At 64.3% G+C, this 20,736-nt stretch carries 16 protein-coding genes; 7 read left to right on the top strand and 9 right to left on the bottom strand.

Annotated features, from left to right (window positions below):
• Positions 1–9 precede the first annotated feature (9 nt).
• Positions 10–1,008, bottom strand: a complete 999-nt coding sequence (locus ACQR1D_RS31340; protein WP_434840485.1) for a Bug family tripartite tricarboxylate transporter substrate binding protein — start codon at positions 1,006–1,008, stop codon at positions 10–12.
• 389 nt (positions 1,009–1,397) lie between these two features.
• A complete protein-coding gene (locus ACQR1D_RS31335) occupies positions 1,398–1,535 on the bottom strand; it encodes a hypothetical protein (RefSeq protein WP_315805093.1) in 138 nt (45 codons plus the stop codon).
• A 451-nt stretch (positions 1,536–1,986) separates the two neighbouring features.
• Between ACQR1D_RS31335 and ACQR1D_RS31330 the strand changes: the two genes are divergently transcribed.
• Positions 1,987–2,463, top strand: coding sequence for a peptidoglycan-binding domain-containing protein (locus ACQR1D_RS31330; protein ID WP_315805094.1), 477 nt, complete (start codon positions 1,987–1,989; stop codon positions 2,461–2,463).
• 197 nt (positions 2,464–2,660) lie between these two features.
• Here the strand turns inward: ACQR1D_RS31330 and ACQR1D_RS31325 are convergent, their stop codons facing one another.
• The 4 genes from ACQR1D_RS31325 to ACQR1D_RS31310 form a co-directional block, all read right to left on the bottom strand.
• A complete protein-coding gene (locus ACQR1D_RS31325) occupies positions 2,661–2,996 on the bottom strand; it encodes a hypothetical protein (RefSeq protein ID WP_315805095.1) in 336 nt (111 codons plus the stop codon).
• A gap of 592 nt (positions 2,997–3,588) precedes the next feature.
• Positions 3,589–4,866, bottom strand: a complete 1,278-nt coding sequence (gene frc, locus ACQR1D_RS31320) for a formyl-CoA transferase (protein WP_315805096.1) — start codon at positions 4,864–4,866, stop codon at positions 3,589–3,591.
• 65 nt (positions 4,867–4,931) lie between these two features.
• A complete protein-coding gene (gene oxc, locus ACQR1D_RS31315) occupies positions 4,932–6,665 on the bottom strand; it encodes an oxalyl-CoA decarboxylase (protein ID WP_434894276.1) in 1,734 nt (577 codons plus the stop codon).
• Between the two features lie 61 nt (positions 6,666–6,726).
• Complete coding sequence (locus ACQR1D_RS31310) at positions 6,727–7,458, bottom strand: GntR family transcriptional regulator (protein ID WP_315805168.1); 732 nt, start codon at positions 7,456–7,458, stop codon at positions 6,727–6,729.
• Positions 7,459–7,647: 189 nt separating this feature from the next.
• On the opposite strand from ACQR1D_RS31310, the gene ACQR1D_RS31305 reads away from it, so the two are divergent.
• Positions 7,648–9,789 carry an acetate--CoA ligase family protein gene (locus tag ACQR1D_RS31305; protein ID WP_434847677.1) on the top strand — a complete coding sequence of 714 codons (2,142 nt, stop codon included), beginning with the start codon at positions 7,648–7,650 and terminating at the stop codon, positions 9,787–9,789.
• A gap of 126 nt (positions 9,790–9,915) precedes the next feature.
• Complete coding sequence (locus tag ACQR1D_RS31300; protein ID WP_316182749.1) at positions 9,916–10,749, top strand: IclR family transcriptional regulator; 834 nt, start codon at positions 9,916–9,918, stop codon at positions 10,747–10,749.
• Between the two features lie 120 nt (positions 10,750–10,869).
• On the opposite strand, the gene ACQR1D_RS31295 is transcribed toward ACQR1D_RS31300, so the two are convergent.
• The gene (locus ACQR1D_RS31295; protein ID WP_316182750.1) at positions 10,870–11,355 is read right to left on the bottom strand and encodes a hypothetical protein; all 486 of its coding nucleotides are present in this window, start codon (positions 11,353–11,355) and stop codon (positions 10,870–10,872) included.
• 426 nt (positions 11,356–11,781) lie between these two features.
• Here ACQR1D_RS31295 and ACQR1D_RS31290 point away from each other — a divergent pair, with 426 nt between their 5' ends.
• The 3 genes from ACQR1D_RS31290 to hyi all read left to right on the top strand — a co-directional run bounded on the left by ACQR1D_RS31290 (position 11,782) and on the right by hyi (position 16,365).
• Positions 11,782–13,584 carry an adenine deaminase gene (locus tag ACQR1D_RS31290; protein WP_316182751.1) on the top strand — a complete coding sequence of 601 codons (1,803 nt, stop codon included), beginning with the start codon at positions 11,782–11,784 and terminating at the stop codon, positions 13,582–13,584.
• A gap of 168 nt (positions 13,585–13,752) precedes the next feature.
• On the top strand, positions 13,753–15,540 hold the full coding sequence (gcl, locus tag ACQR1D_RS31285; protein WP_316182752.1) for a glyoxylate carboligase: 1,788 nt from the start codon (positions 13,753–13,755) through the stop codon (positions 15,538–15,540).
• A 33-nt stretch (positions 15,541–15,573) separates the two neighbouring features.
• Complete coding sequence (gene hyi / locus ACQR1D_RS31280; protein WP_316182753.1) at positions 15,574–16,365, top strand: hydroxypyruvate isomerase; 792 nt, start codon at positions 15,574–15,576, stop codon at positions 16,363–16,365.
• A gap of 182 nt (positions 16,366–16,547) precedes the next feature.
• On the opposite strand, the gene ACQR1D_RS31275 is transcribed toward hyi, so the two are convergent.
• Positions 16,548–17,366: an alpha/beta fold hydrolase gene (locus tag ACQR1D_RS31275; RefSeq protein WP_316182754.1), complete on the bottom strand. Its 819-nt coding sequence runs from the start codon at positions 17,364–17,366 to the stop codon at positions 16,548–16,550.
• Between the two features lie 235 nt (positions 17,367–17,601).
• Between ACQR1D_RS31275 and ACQR1D_RS31270 the strand changes: the two genes are divergently transcribed.
• The gene (locus tag ACQR1D_RS31270; protein WP_316182755.1) at positions 17,602–18,525 is read left to right on the top strand and encodes a LysR substrate-binding domain-containing protein; all 924 of its coding nucleotides are present in this window, start codon (positions 17,602–17,604) and stop codon (positions 18,523–18,525) included.
• 137 nt (positions 18,526–18,662) lie between these two features.
• Here the strand turns inward: ACQR1D_RS31270 and ACQR1D_RS31265 are convergent, their stop codons facing one another.
• Complete coding sequence (locus ACQR1D_RS31265) at positions 18,663–20,081, bottom strand: ABC transporter substrate-binding protein (protein ID WP_316182756.1); 1,419 nt, start codon at positions 20,079–20,081, stop codon at positions 18,663–18,665.
• Positions 20,082–20,736 lie beyond the last annotated feature (655 nt).

Raw genomic sequence — 20,736 nt, 5'->3', positions numbered from 1 at the left:
CGAGGGCGCTCAGTTCGAGGCCAGGAAGCCGGCTTCCTTCATCAGGAGCTCGTGCCGCTTCTCTTCGGTCTCGACCCATTTGGCATAATCGGCGCCGGTCATGAAGGTGGTGTTGAAGGCGCCGGTCTTCATGAACTCCTGCCACTCCGGCGTCTCCCGCACCTTCTTGAACAGGTCGACGTAGTATTCGATCTGGTCCTTGGTGGCCCGTGGCGACATGAAGATGCCGCGCAGCATCAGATATTCGATGTCGAGCCCCTGCGACTTGCAGGTCGGGATGTCCTTCCAGGCCTTGCCGTCGGTGATCGGCTCGTCATAGCCCATCGGCTTGTCGTCGAAGACGCAGAGCGGCCTGACCTTGCCGCCGCGCCACTGCGCCACCGCCTCGATGGGATTGTTGACGGTGGATTCGATGTGGTTGCCCACCAGTTGCACGGCCACTTCGCCGCCGCCCTTGTAGGGAATGTAGGTGAACTTCGCGCCGGTCGCCTTCTCCATCGCCACCGTGATGATCTGGTCTTCCTGCTTCGAGCCGGTGCCGCCCATCTTCAAGGTGCCGCCGCCTTGCTTGACCGCATCGATGTAGTCCTTGGCGGTCGCATAGGGCTTCTCGGCGTTGACCCAGAGCACGAACTCGTCGAGCGCCAGCATGGCGACGGGAGTGAGGTCCTTCCAGTTGAAAGGAATGCCGGTCGCGAGCGGCGTCGTGAACAGGTTCGACAGCGTGATGATGATCTTGTGCGGGTTGCCGGCCGACGCCTTGACGTCGAGGAAGCCTTCGCCGCCGGCGCCACCGGACTTGTTGATCACGACCAGCGGCTGCTTCATCAAATTGTGCTTGGTGACGATGCCCTGGATGGTCCGGGCCATCTGATCGGCACCGCCACCGGTGCCAGCCGGAACGATGAACTCGACCGGCCGGACGGGCTCCCATCCCGCCAGAGCCGGGATATGCCCTGCTATCAGGGCGATGCCGGCCATAACGGCCACGCACACGGAACGCTTCATCACGCTTTCTCCCCTTCATTCCCGGAACGCACGGCTTCTTGCGGCCGCTGTGCCCAATCGAACCACTGACCTGTCGAGCCCGGCCGGTGGCATTTTCCGCCGTGCCGCGCTTCAGGCCGTCGTCAGCTCCGGACTCCCCCGCGATGCCCATGCAGCCAAAAGTTGTGTTGGCAGCCGGGATCAGGCAGCAAGAGGTGCATCCGCAGCCAATCGACCGATTTGATTTTGGTATGAAGAGGTGACCGACCGCAATTGAGGAGATTGGGTGGGATGCCTGGCAGGCCAATTTGTCGCAGGCGGTGGGGTGTCGCGAAAAGCAAAAAGCCCCGGAGGTCCGGGGCTCTTGGTTGGGCTTCGGTGCCGGCTGCGCGCCGGAAGCGCCTTCGGCCTCAGAGACCGAAATAGGGCAGGTCGCCGTTGCGGTTGGCAGCGCGGGCGCTGATCATCAGCACGCGGTCGAGGGCGGCGAGGAAGCGGCCGAACAGGGACACGGGCTGAACGAGGGGGAGGGCAACGGTCTTGGCCATGGTTTGTCTCCTTCAGTGAGGCGGTATGACGTTCTGACTGAGGAGAATTTACGTATACCAGATGCCAGATACAACGATCGATATTGCATAGCGGCATGAGCATTTTGCGATGCGGCAGGAATGTTACGATTGGGGTTTCTTATCGAGAACGGCATTTTCATATGGAAAGAGCCGCCCAACCGAGGCGCCGGTCGGTCTCGATCCCTCCTCGGCGGACCGAGCCGGCAAACTCCGGGTATCTCGGCGACTGCCGACATCTGCCATCCCGTGCGCCGATCCCGCGCGTGCAACGCGACGGAACGATCGGCCCGAGGTGAGGGAACTGTGCTGCCCGGGCCGCAGTTACTCTGCAACGAAGCGGAGTGGCGTCGCCGGATGTTGATCGTTCAGTGCGTCGCGCTGTATTCCTCGAAACGTGTCATCGGCAGACCTGAGGGCGAAGGATAAGGCCATGCGCGCCTTGATCGTGGCACTGTCCATCCTGGCGATCGCCGGAAGCGCGCAGGTCGCTCACGCTGGTCTGAGCAGCGCACCGCGTGAAGCGTCGGCACCCGCCGATACGGTGATCGCCGCCCAGGAAGCCAATCAGGAGACCGAGAATCAGATCGGCCTCACCAAGGCGAAGCGTCGGGCCGTGCAACGAGGGCTGACCAGGCTCGGGTTCGGCACCAGGATCAACGGGACGTTCGACGAGCAGACCCGCGCCGTCATCGCCCGTTGGCAGGAGGAGCGCGGCTATCCCACGACCGGCTTCCTCAACGCCGCTCAGCACAAGGTCCTGATGGACGCAGCCACCGAGGCTGCCAAACCCGACCGTCAACCCCGCCGCAGCGCGGGGCGCGCGCGACATCAGAGGAATGTCGGAGGTCCCATCGGCGCGATCGGCGGCGCGATGCACCGTGTGGTGGGCGGAATATTCGGCAGGTAGCTCGTCAGATCTTCAAACAGTTGGAAGACGCTCGAGGCAATTTCTACCGTAGGACCTGCCCGCTGAAGCGGCCTTCGTCTTCTCGACGCCCTGCGCTTGCCGACGGCGGCGATATGAAAGCCCCGCCGAAGCGGGGCCGGATCAGGAGCTGCTGGAGGCGACCTCCGGACCACAACTGACGCGCGCCAGCTCGATCGCTATCGGAAGAACCCCCAAAGTCGAACCACAACCGTGTCGCCGCTCTGGCTGCCGTTTCTCACCACGAACGGCGTCGAGAAAGCAATTCCGGTGCTGAAGGTCCGCTCGACATTGGCTGTCGTCTCCCCGACGAAGCTCCAGCGATTTGTCGTTCCTCCGCTGGAGGGAATATCCTGCGTCAGCGAGACCTCCAACAACATCGCCGTACCAAGGACGGACAGCCGCTGAACGGAGACATCGGTTACCACGAATGTCTTGCCGGCGGGGATCGAGAACGCGGTGTCGTGGCCGTCCGGGTGGACGATGTTTGGGGTCTTGGTTCCGCCCTTCGGCACGGACGTTTCGAGTTGGACGGGAGGGTGCCCCAGGATCGGCGGCTTCCTGATTGGACTTACCAAGACATCCCTCCATCACACCACAATCGCCATTCGCCGCGTTCCAACGCGTTCTCAAGCTCCGGCAGTGTGAAGTTGGGACGCATCGCTGCACACCTCCACGGGAGCCCTCGCAGAATGCACATCGAAGCGCGAGAGGACCTTGCTCTGGATCAAAACGAAATGTTTCTCGGAGGTCTGCGAGTGGGCAGGGCTATGCCAGTGTGCTCTTCGGGGGCGGTTCGCGTCCGCTCTGGCTGCATATCGTGATTTTCGATCATCCGCGGGACAAAACATCAAAGATCGTAGCAATCGAGGCTGTGGGTCACGAGCAATCGGGTCGGCGACAACTGCTCCGTACATCCCATATTTCAGACATTCTCGACAGGTGCGATCGCCGGCCGTAGCCGGACCAAGGTCATCGTCGATGTGCGCTGGGCGCGGGAAATAGACGGGAACGTGAGAATGAAAAAGCCGCCGGCTGATGCCGGCGGCTTGATGTCGAGGAGCTTCACATTCGGCGGTCGCGCCGCCGATCGTCTCTGGCGCTCGATTACTCCGCAGCTTCCTTCCGCGGCGGATCCAGCGCGCCGGAGTCGTGGATCTCGGCGACTTGGTGGTCGCTGAAGCCGAGCACCTGGCGGAGGACCTCGTCGGTGTGCTCGCCGAGCAGGGGCGAGCGGGTCACGTCGGCCGGGCTGTCCGAGAGCTTGATCGGGTTGCCGACCGAGAGATACTTGCCGCGGGTCGGGTGGTCGACCTCGACCAAGGTGCCGGTCTTGCGCAGCGACTCGTCCTCGGCGATCTCCTTCATCGAGAGAATGGGACCGCAGGGGATGTCGAACTCGTTCAGGATGTCCATGGCCTCGAACTTGGTCTTGGTCATGGTCCACTGCTCGATGCGGCCGAAGATCTCGTTCAGGCGCGGCAGGCGGGCGGCGGGCTTGGCGTAGTTCGGATCGGTCTTCCAGGTCGGCTCGCCGATCACGTCGCAGATCTTCTCCCAGACCGGCGCCTGGGTGATGAAGTAGATGTAGGCGTTCGGGTCGGTCTCCCAGCCCTTGCACTTCAGGATGCGGCCGGGCTGGCCACCGCCGGAATCGTTGCCCGCGCGCGGCACGGCGTCGCCGAACGGCACGCCCTCGCCGAACTGGCTGTACTCCTTCAGCGGGCCGTGATCGAGGCGCTGCTGGTCGCGCAGCTTGACGCGGCAGAGGTTGAGCACGCCGTCCTGCATCGCGGCGGTGACGCGCTGGCCGCGGCCGGTGTGGGTGCGCTGATAGAGCGCGGTGACGATGCCGAGCGCCAGATGAAGTCCGGTGCCGGAATCGCCGATCTGCGCGCCGGTGACCAGCGGCAAGCCGTCACGGAAGCCGGTGGTGGAGGCGGCGCCGCCGGTGCACTGCGCGACGTTCTCGTAGACCTTGCAGTCCTCGTAGGGGCCGGGGCCGAAACCCTTGATCGAGGCGACGATCATCTTCGGGTTGATCGCCTGGATCTTCTCCCAGGGGAAGCCCATGCGGTCGAGCACGCCGGGGCCGAAATTCTCGACCAGCACGTCGCACTTCTTGATCAGCTCGGTCAGGACTTCCTTGCCCTTCGGGTTCTTGGTGTCGAGCGTGATCGACCGCTTGTTGTGGTTCAGCATCGTGAAATAGAGGCTGTCCACGTTCGGAATGTCCTGCAGCTGGCCGCGGGTGATGTCACCCACGCCCGGACGCTCGACCTTGATCACGTCGGCGCCGAACCAGGCCAGCAGTTGCGTGCAGGTCGGTCCGGACTGGACGTGGGTGAAGTCGAGAATGCGAACGCCCTCGAGCGCCTTGGTCATGTGTTGCTCTCCGTAACGATTGGTCATCCCGCATGGCGCGGGCAGGTGATGTCTTGCGGGTGGCCTTACTTCTTCTTCGTCAGCACGCTCTGCGGATTGAGGTTGCCGATACGGCCGCTCTCGGATCCGGCCGCGGGATCAATCACGGCGTTGATCAAGGTGGGCTTGCCGGAATCCATCGCCGCGTTGACGGCGCGCTTCAGCTCGTCGGGGCTCGTCGCGTTGACGCCGACGCCGCCGAAGGCCTCCATCATCTTGTCGTAGCGCGCGCCCTTGACGAACACGGTGGTCGCCGGATCCGACCCCGCGGAGTTCTGGTCGGTGCCGCGATAGATGCCGTCATTGTTGAAGATGACGACGCAGATCGGCAGATTGTAGCGGCAGATGGTCTCGACCTCCATGCCGGAGAAACCGAAGGCGCTGTCGCCCTCGATCGCCAGCACCGGCTTACCGGTCTCGACCGCGGCGGCGATCGCCGAGCCCATGCCGATGCCCATCACGCCCCAGGTGCCGACGTCGAGCCGCTTGCGCGGCTGATACATGTCGATCACGCCGCGGGCGAGGTCGAGCGTGTTGGCGCCCTCGTTGACCAGGATCGCGTCCGGACGCTCCTTGATGATGGTGCGGAGCACGCCGAGCGCGCCGTGATAGTCCATCGGCGAGTTGTTGTTCATCAGCCGCGGCGCCATCTTGGCGACGTTGTCCTCGCGCTTCTTCTGCACCGCGCTCAGCCACTCGGCCGGCGCCTTGGCCCAGTTGCTGCCCATCGCGTCGGAGAAGGCGGTGACGACCGAACCGATGTCGCCCACCACCGGGGCGGCGATCTCGACGTTGGAGTCCATCTCCTTCGGCTCGATGTCGACCTGGATGAACTTCTTCGGTTGATCGCCCCAGCTCTTGCCCTTGCCGTGCGACAAGAGCCAGTTGAGGCGGGCGCCGATCAGCATCACGACGTCGGAGTCCTTCAGCACGGTCGAGCGCGCAGCACCGGCGCATTGCGGATGCAGGTCGGGCAAGAGGCCCTTGGCCATGCTCATCGGCAGGAACGGCACGCCGCTCTTCTCGACGAAGGTCTTGATCGCCTCGTCGGCCTGCGCATAGGCCGCGCCCTTGCCGAGGATGATCAGCGGGCGTTTCGCGTTCTTCAACAGATCGAGCGCGCGCTTGACGGAGTCGGGCGAGGGGATCTGCGCCGGCGAGGGATCGATCACCTTGACCAGCGAGGCGCTGCCTGCCTGCGCGTTCATCACCTGGCCGAACAGCTTTGCCGGCAGGTCGAGATAGACGCCGCCGGGACGCCCGGAGACCGCGGCGCGGATGGCGCGGGCGAAGCCGATGCCGATGTCCTGGGCGTGCAGCACGCGGAACGCCGCCTTGCACAGCGGCTTGGCGATCGCGAGCTGATCCATCTCCTCGTAGTCGCCCTGCTGCAGGTCGACGATCTCGCGCTCCGAGGAGCCCGAGACCAGGATCATCGGGAAGCAGTTCGTGGTCGCATGCGCCAGCGCGGTGAGGCCGTTCAGAAAGCCGGGAGCGGAGACGGTGAGGCAGACGCCCGGCTTCTTGGTGAGGAAGCCGGCGATCGCTGCGGCGTAGCCGGCGTTCTGCTCGTGACGGAAGGAGAGCACGCGGATGCCTTCAGCCTGCGCCATGCGACCGAGATCGGTGATCGGAATGCCCGGCACGTTGTAGATCGTGTCGATCCCGTTCAGCTTCATCGCGTCGATGACGAGATGGAAACCGTCCGTGAGCTCCTCGTGCGTGTCCGGTGCCTCGGTCTTAACAGCAGTCTGCGCCATGCGCCTCTCTCCCTGGTCGTCTACGAAGGCGCTTTGCGGCGACTTCTTCTGTTTGAACCCGTCAGCTGAATAGTTCCTGGCCGTGCGTCTCGACATAGCTCGCAAGGCCCAGCGTGTGATCCCGCGCGCGCTTCTCGGCGAGCTCGGTGTTGCGTTCCTCCAGCGCCTCGATGATCGCGAGATGCTCGGGCAGGGAGGCCGCGATACGGTCGGTGCGCCCGATCGTGAGCTGGCGATAGCCGCGCACGTGCAGCAGGATGTCGTTGGTCATGTCGACGAGCACCGGCGATTCCGACAGCGAGATCAGCGCCTGATGAAACGCGATGTTCGCCTTGGAATATTCCTCGATGTGCTCCTGCGGCGGGCGATCCTTGCCGAAGTCCTTGAAGTAGTCGCGCAGCGCGCTGATGTCCTTCTTGCGCGCGATCGTGGTGATGAGCCGCGCGGCCATGCTCTCCAGCGCCGCCCAGGCGCGGATCATGTCGACGATCTCGCTCTTCGTCCTGCGGACGACGACGATGCCACGGCGCGGCACGGTCTTCACGAAGCCGTCCTGCTCGAGCATCGCGATCGCTTCGCGGATCGGCGTGCGGCTGACACCGAGGCGCTCGGAGAGCGCGCGCTCGTCGAGCATCACGGGCTCGGGCGAGGCGTAGATGTCCATCTTCAGAATGGCTTCTTTCAAGGCCTCGTAGGCCTTATTCTTGAAGCTCGTCTCCGGGGCGATGCGAGCGATCGCGATGTCGGCCTCGGCCATGATGGGCAATGCCTTGTTTGTTTTCTCTGTAGACAAGACCGATCTCCTCTCCTTGGGAGATGCTTGTTTACAGCATTTTGCGTCCAAGATTTTTGGCATACCAGATGCCAGACTGTCAAGCTGCGTGCTTTTTCAGCGTTTCCACATCTTCGTCGCGCTTGACAAAGTTTGCTTCTGGCATACCAAATGCCATAAACGACGAGCAATCCCCAGGAGGAAGCCCCGATGTCTGACGCCATCCCGAATGCCAAGGCTACGATCCGAGACGTTCTCGATCGTGTGAAGGCGGATAAACGCACCAGCCTGACCGCGCCCGAAGGCAAGATCGTCTGCGATGCCTACGGCATTCCGGTGCCGAAGGAGGGATTGGCGAAGTCAGCCGCCGAGGCGGCCAAGCTCGCGGGAGATATGGGTTTTCCGGTCGTCATGAAAATCGTCTCGCCGGACATTCTGCACAAGACGGAAGCCGGTGGCGTCATCGTCGGCGTCAAGACCGCTGACGACGCGCAGAAGGCGTATGAGACCATTCTCGCGAATGCGAAGAAGTACAAGGCCGACGCCAAGATCGAAGGCATCCAGGTCCAGCAGATGCTGACCGGCGGTACCGAGGTGATCGTCGGTTCGATCACCGACGGCTCGTTCGGCAAGCTGGTGGCCTTCGGCCTCGGCGGCGTGCTGGTCGAAGTTCTCAAGGATGTGACATTCCGTCTCGCCCCCGCGACCAAGGAGGATGCGCTGTCGATGCTCGACGGCATCCAGGCCCATGAGATGCTCAAGGGCGTGCGCGGCGGCGATCCGGTCAGCCGCGAGGCGCTGTCGGACGTCATCGTCAAGGTGTCGCAGCTGGTCAGCGATTTCCCTGAGATCGTCGAGCTCGACCTCAACCCGGTGTTCGCCACCAAGACCGGCGCCATCGCCGCCGACGTCCGCATCGTCGTCGATTTCGACTACAAGCCCCGTCCAGCGCCGCGCTCGAACGAGGAAATCGTCACGGCGATGAACCGGATCATGAAGCCTCAGGCGGTCGCCGTGATCGGTGCCTCCGCCGAGGACGGCAAGATCGGCAACTCCGTGATGAAGAACCTGATCAACGGCGGCTACAAGGGCGAGATCTATCCGATCCACCCGAAGGCCTCCGAGATCCTCGGCTACAAGGCTTACAAGAGCGTCAAGGACGTGCCCGGCGTGATCGACACCGCCGTGTTCGCGATCCCCGCGAAGTTCGTGGCCGCGGCGCTGACCGAGTGCGGCGAGAAGAAGATCCCGGGCGCGGTGCTGATCCCGTCGGGGTTCGCCGAAGCCGGCGCGCCGGAGCTGCAGGCCGAGATCGTCGAGGTCGGCAAGAAGTACAACATCCGCCTGATGGGCCCGAACATCTACGGCTTCTACTACACGCCGGCCAATCTTTGCGCGACCTTCTGCACCGCCTATGACGTCAAGGGCCACGCCGCGCTGTCGTCGCAGTCGGGCGGCATCGGCATGGCGATCATCGGCTTCTCGCGCTCGGCCAAGATGGGCGTGTCGGCGATCGTCGGCCTCGGCAACAAGTCTGATATCGACGAGGACGATCTGCTCGCCTTCTTCGAGCAGGATCCGAACACGAACCTGATCGCGCAGCACTGCGAGGACCTCAAGGACGGCCGCGCCTTCGCGGAAGCCGCCAAGCGCGTCTCCAAGAAGAAGCCGGTCATCGTGCTCAAGGCCGGCCGCACCTCGGCCGGCGCCAAGGCCGCCTCGTCGCATACCGGCGCGCTCGCCGGCAACGACAAGATCTATGAGGACGTGCTGAAGCAGTCCGGCGTGATCCGCGCCCGCTCGCTGCGCCAGCTGCTCGAGTTCGCCCGCGGCGTGCCGGTGCTGCCGACGCCGAAGGGTGAGAACGTCGTCATCATCACCGGTGCGGGAGGCTCGGGCGTGCTGCTGTCCGACTCCGTCGTCGACAATGGCATGTCGCTGATGGCGATGCCGGCCGATCTCGATGCCGCCTTCCGCAAGTTCATCCCGCCGTTCGGTGCCGCCGGCAATCCTGTCGACATCACCGGTGGCGAGCCGCCGATCACCTATGTGAACACGGTCAAGCTCGGCCTGTCGGACGACCGCATCCACGCGCTGATCCTCGGCTACTGGCACACGATCGTGACGCCGCCGATGGTGTTCGCGCGCAACATGGTCGAGGTGAAGAAGGAGATGGAGGCCAAGGGCTTCGTCAAGCCGATCGTCGCCTCGCTCGCCGGCGACGTCGAGGTCGAGGAAGCCGCCGAATATCTCTACCAGAACGGCATCCCGGCCTATGCCTATTCGACCGAGCTGCCGGTCGAGGTGCTCGGCGCCAAGTACAAGTGGGCGCGCGGCGCGGGCCTGCTCTAAGTCATAGTGATGCGAATGCCGCTCCGGCGTCTCGCCGGGGCGGCACTTTCTTTGCTAGCGTGACCAAGCAAGATCCGTCCGTCCTGCAACGACGCCGCCTGTAATGGCGGTGCAGAGAGGCGCCACGTGATCCGTCGCAAGACGATCGAGCCACGCCCGGATGCCGCGGCCGAGCCCCGCGACGGCGGCGTGCAATCCGTCGGCCGCGCTCTCCAAATTCTGGAAATTCTCGCTGAGGACGACGAAGGCTATCGCCTGAGCGATCTCGCCATCCGTGCCGGGCTCTCCACCTCCACCGTCCATCGCCTGCTGACGACTTTGGAGAAGCGCCGCTTTGTCCAGTTCGACCGCATGGAATCGAAATGGCATGTCGGCGCGCAGAGCTTCGCGGTCGGCGCCACCTTCACCCGCCGCCGCAATTTCGTCGCGCTCGCCATTCCCTATCTGCGCCGCTTGCGTGACCAGTCGCGCGAGACCGCCAATCTCGCCGTCGTCGACGATGAATCGCTGATGGTGCTGCTGCGGCTGGACAGCCGCGAGATCATGCGCTCGCTGACCAAGGTCGGCGGCCGCCTGTCGATGGTCGCCTCCGGCATGGGCAAGGCGGTGCTCGCGACCTATTCCGACGACGACGTCAACGGCATCATCCACCGCCAGGGCATGCCGCGCCTGACCGAGAAATCCATCATCCGCGCCAGCGACCTGTTCCGCGAGTTGGAGACCATCCGCCGCCAGGGCTACGCCGTCGACGACGAGGAAGCCCGCCTCGGCCTGCGCTGCATCGCCGCCGTCGTTCACGATTCCTGCCGCGAGCCGCTGGCGGCGATTTCGGTGTCCGGCCTGGCGAGCCGGCTGACCGAGGAGCGGGTGCCTGTGGTCGGGGGCATGGTGCGGGATATTGCGGCGGAGCTGACGGTGGCGCTGGGCGGTCCCAAGCCAGCGGCTGACCTTGCGGAGTGATGCAGCAACAGCGGCAGATGCGTGCGAGATCGGCGCAGCAGCCGACAAGGGGAAACCAGCCGCTGTGGCGGGATGGCCGGTCCACGCATCGCGATGTGGTCCGAGCGAGACTGAGTCAGGTCAGTCGGTGAAATCGATGGTGAAGCGGATCGGGCTGATGGGCTTGGTCACGAAATGGATCGTCTTGCCGGCCAACGCCGCCAGCGAGCCCGATGCGAATTTGATGATGCCTGTTCCGGAGGTCTCGTTGCCCACCGGCTTGCCGTCCCGCATCACCGGCGATGCGGTCCCTTCGGTCGCCTGCGTCACCGCGCGCCCGCCGGGGATGCGGTGGACGCCGCCGCCGATCAAGAACGTTCCTTTGGCACCATCCCACTCGACCGTGTTCGAGGCCGTATACACAGCGCCCTTCAGCACGCCGTCGGTGCCGAGGCAGGAATATTCGACCGTCAGGAGGTTGTGATCGGGTCGATCGCCGACCGGCTCGGGAAAGGGGAAGCCGACCACCGTGCATTCGTAATGCGCGATCATGCCGGCGCGCGCTGCGGACCCTGTGGCGCTCGCGGCGAGAATGGAACAGGCCAGGATCAAGATGGTGTTGCGCATGGACGCCTCCTCGGCAGGCGCTCGTCCGAGCGGTCGCCGAACGCGCTCTGGTCTCGACAAAATAACACTAGAATCCCAAAGTGTGGTTTTGATCTCTATCAACCGGAAGAAGAACGCTGCAGGTCAGTCCTTGTCATCGTCCTGCGCCTGCGGGCGACCGAGCTTGCATGGGCATCAGCAGGCGGAGAGCTTTCGCGCAGTCCGATTGCCCGAGCACGCCTCGTCATCAGACCTGCCGCAGGCGGTCGCTGCGACGGATGGCTGCAAAGCGACCGTGGCGCCGCGCTGCCGCTGAAGCGGGAGATCGGCAGCCAGCTTCGCTGCCCAAGCCGTAGTCAGCTGCGCCGACCTATTTGGGCTTGCCGTCTTGCGCATCGCGCGCAACGATCGTGGCGGATCCCCCGAACACGTCCAGCGAGTTGTGCCATGTCCAAACTCACCCGCTTCTCCGTCGCCCCCCTGCACAGCATGACGCGGCGGCTGGCCGACGTCGCCTCGGGCCGGGTCGCGCCCGATCTCGTCATCACCGGCGCGCGGGTGCTGTCGACCTATTCGGAGCGCATTCTCCCCAACCGCGAGCTCTGGATCACCGGCGGACGCGTCGCGGCTGTGAAGCCGGCGGGTGCTCACAAGTCACTTCCCAGCGGCTTTGCGGTCTACGACGCCGCAGGCGGCATCATCGCGCCGGGGCTGGTCGATCCGCACATCCACATCGAATCCTCGATGGTGACGGCCTGCGCCTATGCCGAGGCCGCGCTGCTCAACGGCACCACGACGATCTTCTGCGACAGCCATGAGATCGGCAACGTGATGGACGTCGCCGGCGTCGAGGCGATGCTGGAGGACGCGCGGCAGGCGCCGCTGTCGATCTTCCTCACCGTGCCCTCGACGGTGCCGGCCACGTCGGCCGCGCTGGAGACCGCCGGCGGCGACCTCACGCCGGACAAGATCGCCGGCCTGTTCGACCGCTGGCCGGAGGCAGTGGCGCTCGGCGAGAAGATGGATTTCGTGCCGGTCTGCATGGGCGACGAGCGCAGCCATGCCATTCTCGCTGCGGCCCTGCAGCGCGGGCGGCCGGTGTCGGGCCATGTCTATGGCCGCGAGTTCGTCGCGGCCTATGCCGCGAGCGGCGTCACCGACACGCATGAGGCGATCGACCGCGACATCGCCGACGATCTGCTCGATGCCGGCGTCTGGATTTTTTTGCGCGGCGGTCCGCCCACGACGCCGTGGCACAGCCTGCCGCAGGCGATCCGCACCATCACCGAGCTCGGCGCGTCGCACAAGCGCACAGCTGTCTGCACCGACGACCGCGATGCCGACGATCTCATGCTGTTCGGCCTCGACTGGGTGGTGCGCGAGGCAGTCAAGGCCGGGATGTCGCCCGAGCAGGCGTGGTCGATGGGCTCGCTGCACGGCGCCACGCGCTTCGCGTTGGACGGCGAGATCGGCGGCCTCGGCGGCGGCCGCCGCGCCGACCTCGTGCTGCTCAACGACGGCCTGAAGCCGCAATCGACCTGGTATGGCGGCGAGCTCGTCGTCGACAACGGCAAGATCACCGCGCGGCTCGATCAGGCGCTGTCGCAGCGCTATCAATATCCGAAGGCGGCCTATGCGACCGTGAAGCTGCCGGCGCAGATGACGCTGACGCCGCAGCTTCCCACCAAGGCCTGCACCGTCAACGCGATCAAGACGGCGCTGCCGGGCATCACGTTGATCCACGACAAGGTCGCGATCGAGCCGGCCAACGATTGGGAGACGCTGTTCGCGCGCCATGGTCTCTGCTTCGTCGCCGTGATCGAGCGCCACGGCAAGTCGGCGGGGAACGTCGCGCATGGCCTGTTGAAGGACTTTGGCCTGAAGCGCGGCGCCGTCGCCTCCAGCGTCGGCCATGACAGCCACAATATCATCGTCGCCGGCACCAACGAGGCGGACATGCAGGCCGCGGTCGCCGCGATCGGCCAGCACCAGGGCGGCGTCTGCGTGGTCGCCGACGGCGAGGTGAGGGCGACGGTTCCCTTGCCGATCGCGGGACTCTTGTCGGACAAGCGCGTCACCGAGGTCGCCGAGGAGGTAAAGCTGTTGAAGAAAGAGTGGGCGGAAGCCGGCTGCACCATTCCCTACATGGGCTTCAATTTGATTCCTCTATCGGTCATTCCGGAAATTCGCATCACCGACAAGGGCCTCGTGCTCGTGCCGCAGATGGAACTGGCGCCGCTGTTCGAATAACTACTCGCGTCTCATCCTGTTAGGACATGTCAGTGTCGTTCTGTCCTAACTAATTGAGGCCGCCGCTGTTTTGCCGAGCATGCCGCATCGTGGGAAAAATCGACGACTGAATTGAGATCGCAGCCCGCAGCAGCGATCCTCGCGCATCAAACAAGCGGGAGGCGCGAGATGGCGAAGATGCGGGCGATCGATGCTGCGGTGCGGATCTTGGAGAAGGAGGGCGTCACCTGCGCCTTCGGCGTTCCCGGGGCGGCGATCAATCCGCTGTATTCCGCGCTGCAACGCCGCGGCTCGATCCGCCACATTCTCGCCCGTCACGTCGAGGGCGCCTCGCACATGGCCGAGGGCTACACCCGCGCCAGGGCCGGCAATATCGGCGTGTGCATCGGCACCTCGGGGCCGGCCGGCACCGACATGATCACCGGGCTGTATTCGGCGATCGCGGATTCGATTCCGATCCTCTGCATCACCGGCCAGGCGCCGCGCGCCAGGCTCTACAAGGAGGATTTCCAGGCTGTCGACATCGAGCAGATCGCCAAGCCCGTGACGAAATGGGCGGTGACGGTGCGCGAGCCTGGCCTCGTGCCGCGCGTGTTCAGCCAGGCCTTCCACATCATGCGCTCGGGCCGGCCGGGACCGGTGCTGATCGACCTGCCGCTCGACGTGCAGCTCGCCGAGATCGAGTTCGACGACGAGACCTATACGCCGCTGCCGGTCTACAAGCCCGCGGCGAGCCGCAAGCAGATCGAGAAGGCGCTGGAGATGCTCAATGCGGCCGAGCGCCCGCTGATCGTCGCCGGCGGCGGCGTCATCAACGCCGACGCCAGCGATCTCCTCGTCACCTTCGCCGAGACCGTCAACGTGCCGGTCGTGCCGACCTTGATGGGGTGGGGCGCCATTCCCGACGATCATGTGCTGATGGCCGGCATGGTCGGCCTGCAGACCAGCCATCGCTACGGCAATGCCAATTTCCTGGAGTCCGATTTCGTCCTCGGCATCGGCAACCGCTGGGCCAACCGCCACACCGGCTCGCTCGAAACCTACACCAAAGGCCGCAGCTTCGTGCATGTCGACATCGAGCCGACCCAGATCGGCCGCGTGTTCAATCCCGACCTCGGCATCGTCTCCGATGCCAAGGCCGCGCTGGAGCTGTTCATCACGGTCGCACGCGAGTGGCGAAAGGCCGGCAAATTGCGCGAGCGGCAAGCGTGGCCGGCCGCATGTCAGGATCGCAAGCGCACCATGCTCCGGCGCAGCGATTTCGACCAGGTGCCAATCAAGCCGCAGCGCGTCTATCACGAGATGAACAAGGCGTTCGGCCGCGACACCTGCTATGTCAGCGTCATCGGCCTGTCGCAGATCGGCGGCGCGCAGTTCCTCAGCGTCAACCATCCGCGCCACTGGATCAATGCCGGGCAGGCGGGCCCGCTCGGCTGGACCCTGCCGGCCGCGCTCGGCGTCCGCGCCGCCGATCCCAAGCGCGAGATCGTCGCGCTGTCGGGCGACTACGACTTCCAGTTCCTGATCGAGGAGCTCGCGGTCGGCGCCCAGTTCAATTTGCCCTACATCCACGTCGTCGTGAACAACGCCTATCTCGGCCTGATCCGCCAGGCGCAGCGCGGCTTCTCGATGGACTACCAGGTGCAGCTGTCGTTCGAGAACATCAACGCGCCGGAGGTCGGCGGCTACGGTGTCGACCACGTCGCGGTCGCGCAGGGCCTCGGCTGCAAGGCGATCCGCGTCACCGATCCGCGCGACGCCCAGGCGGCGTTCGCGACCGCGCGCGAATGGATGGCGGAGTACCAGGTGCCCGTCGTGGTCGAGTTCGTGCTCGAGCGCGTCACCAACATCGCGATGGGTACCGAGATCGACAATGTCGTGGAGTTCGAGGAGGTGCTCGACTTACCGGTCGACGAGACGCCGGCGGAGCCGGCGCGCACTTTGCTGCCGGCTTGATCTCAGCGCACTCCGATCATCGAGGATCACGCCATGCCGCGCTTTGCCGCCAACCTCACGATGCTGTTCAACGAGCTGCCGTTCATGGAGCGCTTCGCCGCCGCCAAGGCCGCCGGCTTCAGCGGCGTCGAATATCTGTTCCCCTACGAGTTCGACAAGGCCGAGCTGCGCGAGCAGCTCGCGCGCCACGGCCTGACCCAGGTGCTGCACAATCTGCCCGCCGGCAACTGGGCGGCCGGCGAGCGCGGCATCGCGATCTTGCCCGATCGTGTCGACGATTTCCGCGACGGCGTGCGCCGCGCGATCGAGTATGCCCGCGCGCTCGACTGCCGCCAGCTCAACTGCCTCGTCGGCATCGCGCCCGACGATGCCGATCCGCGCGAGCTCAACCAGGTGCTGGTGCGCAATTTGCGCTTTGCCGCGATAGCGCTGAAGGCGCAGGGCATCAAGCTGCTGATCGAGCCGATCAACACGCCCGACATCCCCGGCTTCTTCCTCAACCGCACTGCCCAGGCGCTGCAGCTGATCTCAGATGTCGAGTCCGACAATCTGTTCGTGCAGTACGACATCTACCACATGCAGATCATGGAAGGTGATCTCGCCCGCACGATGCAGAAGCATCTCGCCCGCATCGCCCACATCCAGCTCGCCGACAATCCCGGCCGCCACGAGCCGGGCTCCGGCGAGATCAACTACCCCTTCCTGTTCCGCCACCTCGACGCCATCGGCTATTCCGGCTGGATCGGCTGCGAGTACAAGCCGCGGGCAGGGACCGTCGACGGGCTGGGGTGGCTGGCGGACTACGCGGTCGTTCCGGCGGGCTGAGGTTCGTGGGTGCCACTCGGTCCGACAGCTCTCTTCCGGCTCGTCCCGAGAGCACGCATCGCGGTTGACGATGGGAGAGTCCGAAACGATAGGAAGCGGCTGTCTTGAATTGGAAGAAGAGGCCGCCTTGCGAGCGGCATCTCCTTTGTGCGGGGGAAGGCGACATTCAAGGAGATATGCCGTCAAGACCTGATGAAGGAGAGCAGGTCGGGGTTGAGGACGTCCGCATGCGTGGTGAGCATGCCATGGGGGTAGCCCGGATAAGTTTTGAGCGCCCCGTTCTTGAGCAGGTTGACCGCACGCGGCACTGAACTTGCGAACGGAACGACTTGATCGGCCTCGCCATGCATCACAAGCACCGGCACGGTGATCTTGGTGAGGTCCTCGGTATAATCTTCAAGCCAAGAGTCGACGGTCGCGTAGTGGGCGAGAGCACCACCGGCCATCCCTTGGCGCCACCAGTTCGCAATGACTGCCTCCGAAGGCTTGGCCCCATCGCGGTTGTATCCGTAGAACGGATTCTCTGGAACGAAACGGTAGAACTCCGACCGGTTGCCCAACACGCCTGCTCGGATTGCTTCGAACCACTCCGGCGGCTGCCCTGACGGGTTGTCCTCGCTCCGGTACATGTTCGGCGTCAGTGAAGCGACCAGCACTGCCTTCGCAACGCGCTCCTGGTGACGCGCGACATAGCGAGCCACCTCGCCGCCACCCGTGGAATGGCCGATGTGGATCGCGTCGCGCAGCTGGAGATGTTCGGTCAGCGCCGCGAGATCGGCAACCCACTGGTCCATGTCGTTGCCGGTGCTTGGCTGGTCGGACCGGCCGTGGCCGCGACGGTCGTGGGCGATCACCCGATACCCGTGATGAAGGAAGAACGTCATCTGGGCATCCCAGTCGTCCGCGGTCAGCGGCCATCCGTGGCTGAAGACGATCGGCTGACCTGATCCCCAATCCTTGTAGTAGATGTTGACGCCATCGTCAGTCGTCATCGTGGGCATCGTGCCGCTCCATCCGTGCTGTCAGATATTTTCACAGGACGCCGATCAATTTGATCCATTGAGCGACGTGTTACTCAGGTTCGCTGGCCGAGCTTGGAGTCGAGTCCCAAGCAGGCCCTTGCGTTGGCAACACCTGTCCGCCAACGCGTTGCCGTTGCGAAGGTAATTCTTGCTTCCGTCAGCTACAAATACCTTGTAGGCTTCGATCTATGCCTTGGAAGCATATTGAGGGCGAATGGAACTGCGGCATTTGCGATATTTCGTTGCCGTTGCGGAGGAAGGTAGCTTTTTGACCGCTGCCCAGCGGCGCCTCAACACTTCACAGCCTTCCCTGAGCCGGCAGATCCGCGATCTCGAATCCGAAGTCGGCGTTCCGCTGTTGGAGCGCCAGGCCCGCGGCGTGGCGCTGACCTCCGCCGGACGCGTGTTTCTCGATCACGCGCGATTGGCGCTGCTTCAGGTCGAGGCGGCGACCGAGGGGGCCCGGCAGACGGCTCGCCCGCAAAAGCCTCTCCTCTCGATGGGATTCCTCGTTGGGCTGGAGGTCATGTGGCTTCCGCAGCTGTTGCGCATCCTGCGCGAGGAAGCCCCGGACGTCGAGGTCACGCTCAGCACGCAATCCTCGCCGGAGCTCGCGCTGGCATTGATGCGGGGGAAGCTGGACATCGCCTTCCTTCGTCCCGAGAAAGACAACGAGGGTGTCGTCTTCAAGGTGCTGGCGAAGGAGCCGTTGATCGCGGTGCTGCCAGCCGATCATCGTCTGGCCTCGCGCAAGAAGATCCGGCCGCAGGATCTCGCCCGCGAGATCTATGTCAGTTCGGCGCGGACCTCCCCCGTGTTGCAGGAGGTCATCCAGGACTATGCCTCGCGGGTCGGCATCACCCTGGAGGCAAAGTATGCGGGCGAGAACATATCTTCCGCGATGTCGCTGGTGGCATCGACCGGCGGCATTAGCCTCGTTCCGCTCTATGCGCAGAACATGCTCGCCCCCAACGTCGTCGCGCGGGCGCTCGAGGGCGGCACCCCGACGGTCGATTTGGCCCTGGGATACAATCGGTCAAACCAGTCGCCCTTGCTCCGCCGGCTGTTGTCGCGCGCCGACGAGCTGGTCGCAAACGTTCAGAACCAGAGCATCATTCGCTATGTTGAAGCTGAATAGTGGGGACGATGGACGGCAGTGACGGCCATTCGGCTGTCGGGCCGCTTACGTCCGCTCGCTCCCTGAACGGACATATCGGGCGCCCAATGGGGCAGGAACTTGCAGCGCTCGCTGCAACCCGAGGCGCCGATGAGGACTCATTGGCCGGGCGCGCCTATCGAAGAGAGCCGAGGGTTACCCATCGTCCGTGGTTGATCGGTGGGACCGCCCTGCAGCGTCGTTCGCCGTTCTGCAATGGCATGGTTGAACAATTCAACCGCGAGACCGAATGCGGACAAGTCTTCTGGCTCGATGGCTCCATCGTCATAGCCCTTGAGAGTTTCGCCGATGATCGCGTCGACCTCCCGTTGCCATGTCAGCAGATCCTGTTCGGACCCGGCATTGCGAACCTCCGACATGGCCTCGAGAACGCGGCTGCGGCAACTGGTGCTGTCGTTCGTTTCGTCCCGATTCAGATAGCGACGCAGCCAGGCGGCGGCCGAGCCGATGCCGGAAAGCGCAAGCAAGGCAAACCAGAAGTAGTCGCTGTACTTGTCCAGAAAGGTTCGCTCCGTGCCGTTGATCACTGCCGCGGCGCCCCGATGCACGGAAGGTTCGGTCTCCTTCTCCGTGTCGGGCTTCATGATGCGCGAAGCGCCGGCTGTGCCTTGCGTGATCGTGTCGCGGACCGCAAAGAGCTGCCGGTAGAACGCCGCCGCCTTGGCCTCGGAGAGTTCCTTTCTTGCCAGGATCAGATGACTGACGCTGACAGTGTCGATCTTGTCCTCCGGCCAGGCCGGTCTCGCGCTGAAGACGCTCGGCGGGATCTCCTCGGCCTCGTAGCGCGGGTGCTTCAGGGCAATAGCCTCGGATGCATCGATCGGAAGAAACGTGGGAGCTCCGCGCCCTCGGGAGGTGGCGGTGATTGCGTCCGCGGTGATCTTGCTGTCGAGCGGACCGACTGCGAGATACGCATCGAGGGTGGGATCTTGCGCAAGCTTTTGGATCTCATCTGTCCCGAATTGCGCCGTGGCCACCTTGTCAGGCTGCACGCCGGAGCCCTCCAGAATGGCCTGGAGGACTGCGACATTTGCCCCGGTCTTCCCGATAATCCCGACCTTATGACCCGCCAGACCGGCGATCTCTTTGATAGTGCCGGTACCCTTCTTCTTGGAATCGCTGCCGCGCCGTCCCGAGGGAGACCACAGGACGACGTAGTTCTTCCGCAGGACCGCCAATGTCTGCGCATCGGGCGGCATGCTGAGATCGCCGCGGCCGACCGCGAGGTCAGTTTTATCGGCGGCCAGGAGTGCGAGAGATTCAGCGGCTCCCCCGGTCGTGATCGGGGAGAGCCTGACGGTCCTGCTTTCCTCGCCGAAAGCGTCGGCCATGGCTTGGACCACCCGGTGGTCGTCGCTGCCGGCCGGTCCAACGGCGATCCGGAGGGTCTCGGGCTGCAACACGTAGAAGAGGGCCGCCGCGGCGGCGCCAAACGCAACGAATCCCAAAGCCAACACGATCAGCAACCTTCGTTGACGACCATCGTGAGCACTTTTGACGGGATCGAGCGATGACATCGGCAGACCCTCTGAGAGCAACCGCCTGCAGGGTTACAAGCGCTATGGGAACTTGGGGGAACAGGTCTCGGCGCGCAATGTTCCCCCACCCTCGGCGAGTTCACAAAGGCGAATGGCTGTGCAGGGGCGGTCCTAAAGCTCCCCGAGGTCCTTTGAGTCATTGGCCGACATTCCGTTTCTCGCCTGATATGAAAGACGCTGCGAGCTGAGGCGGTCCTGGAGAACGAGATGACAGCAATTCTTAGCTGCCGGATGACGGCGACCCTTCGCTACCGAACGATGTTGGTTCTGGCGGTGTTTGGCTTCTGTTGTGGCATCGGGGCCAGCCTGGCTTGAGCAGTTGTCCTCTCTAGTCGAGAGGTACCCGATCTCGGCTCAAGGGTGGCCGCCATCTCGATCTTGATGTTGGCTTCGACGGGCGCGTCTTTCCTTCTGGCTCGGTTTGCCCGAAGGCGGCTCAGGACAATCGCATCCGCAAAATAACGTACCACAGGCCCAAGTCAGTCGTGGTCGTATTCGGTCAGCCAAGGGTCAGGACCGGATCCGTCGGTCGGGCCCAGACGTCGGCTTTGGGCCAGAGGACTAAACCGCTCGCGCGGTAGGGCACGACGGCCGGCAGCACGGCTGAGAGGATAGCGCAGCGAGGCGTCCTGTC

It is taken from the genome of Bradyrhizobium sp. HKCCYLRH2047, assembly GCF_051168175.1.
In the GTDB taxonomy this organism is placed as follows: domain Bacteria; phylum Pseudomonadota; class Alphaproteobacteria; order Rhizobiales; family Xanthobacteraceae; genus Bradyrhizobium.
The sequence above is the reverse complement of the archived record's forward strand: the minus strand, read 5'-3'. Positions and strand labels throughout refer to the sequence as shown.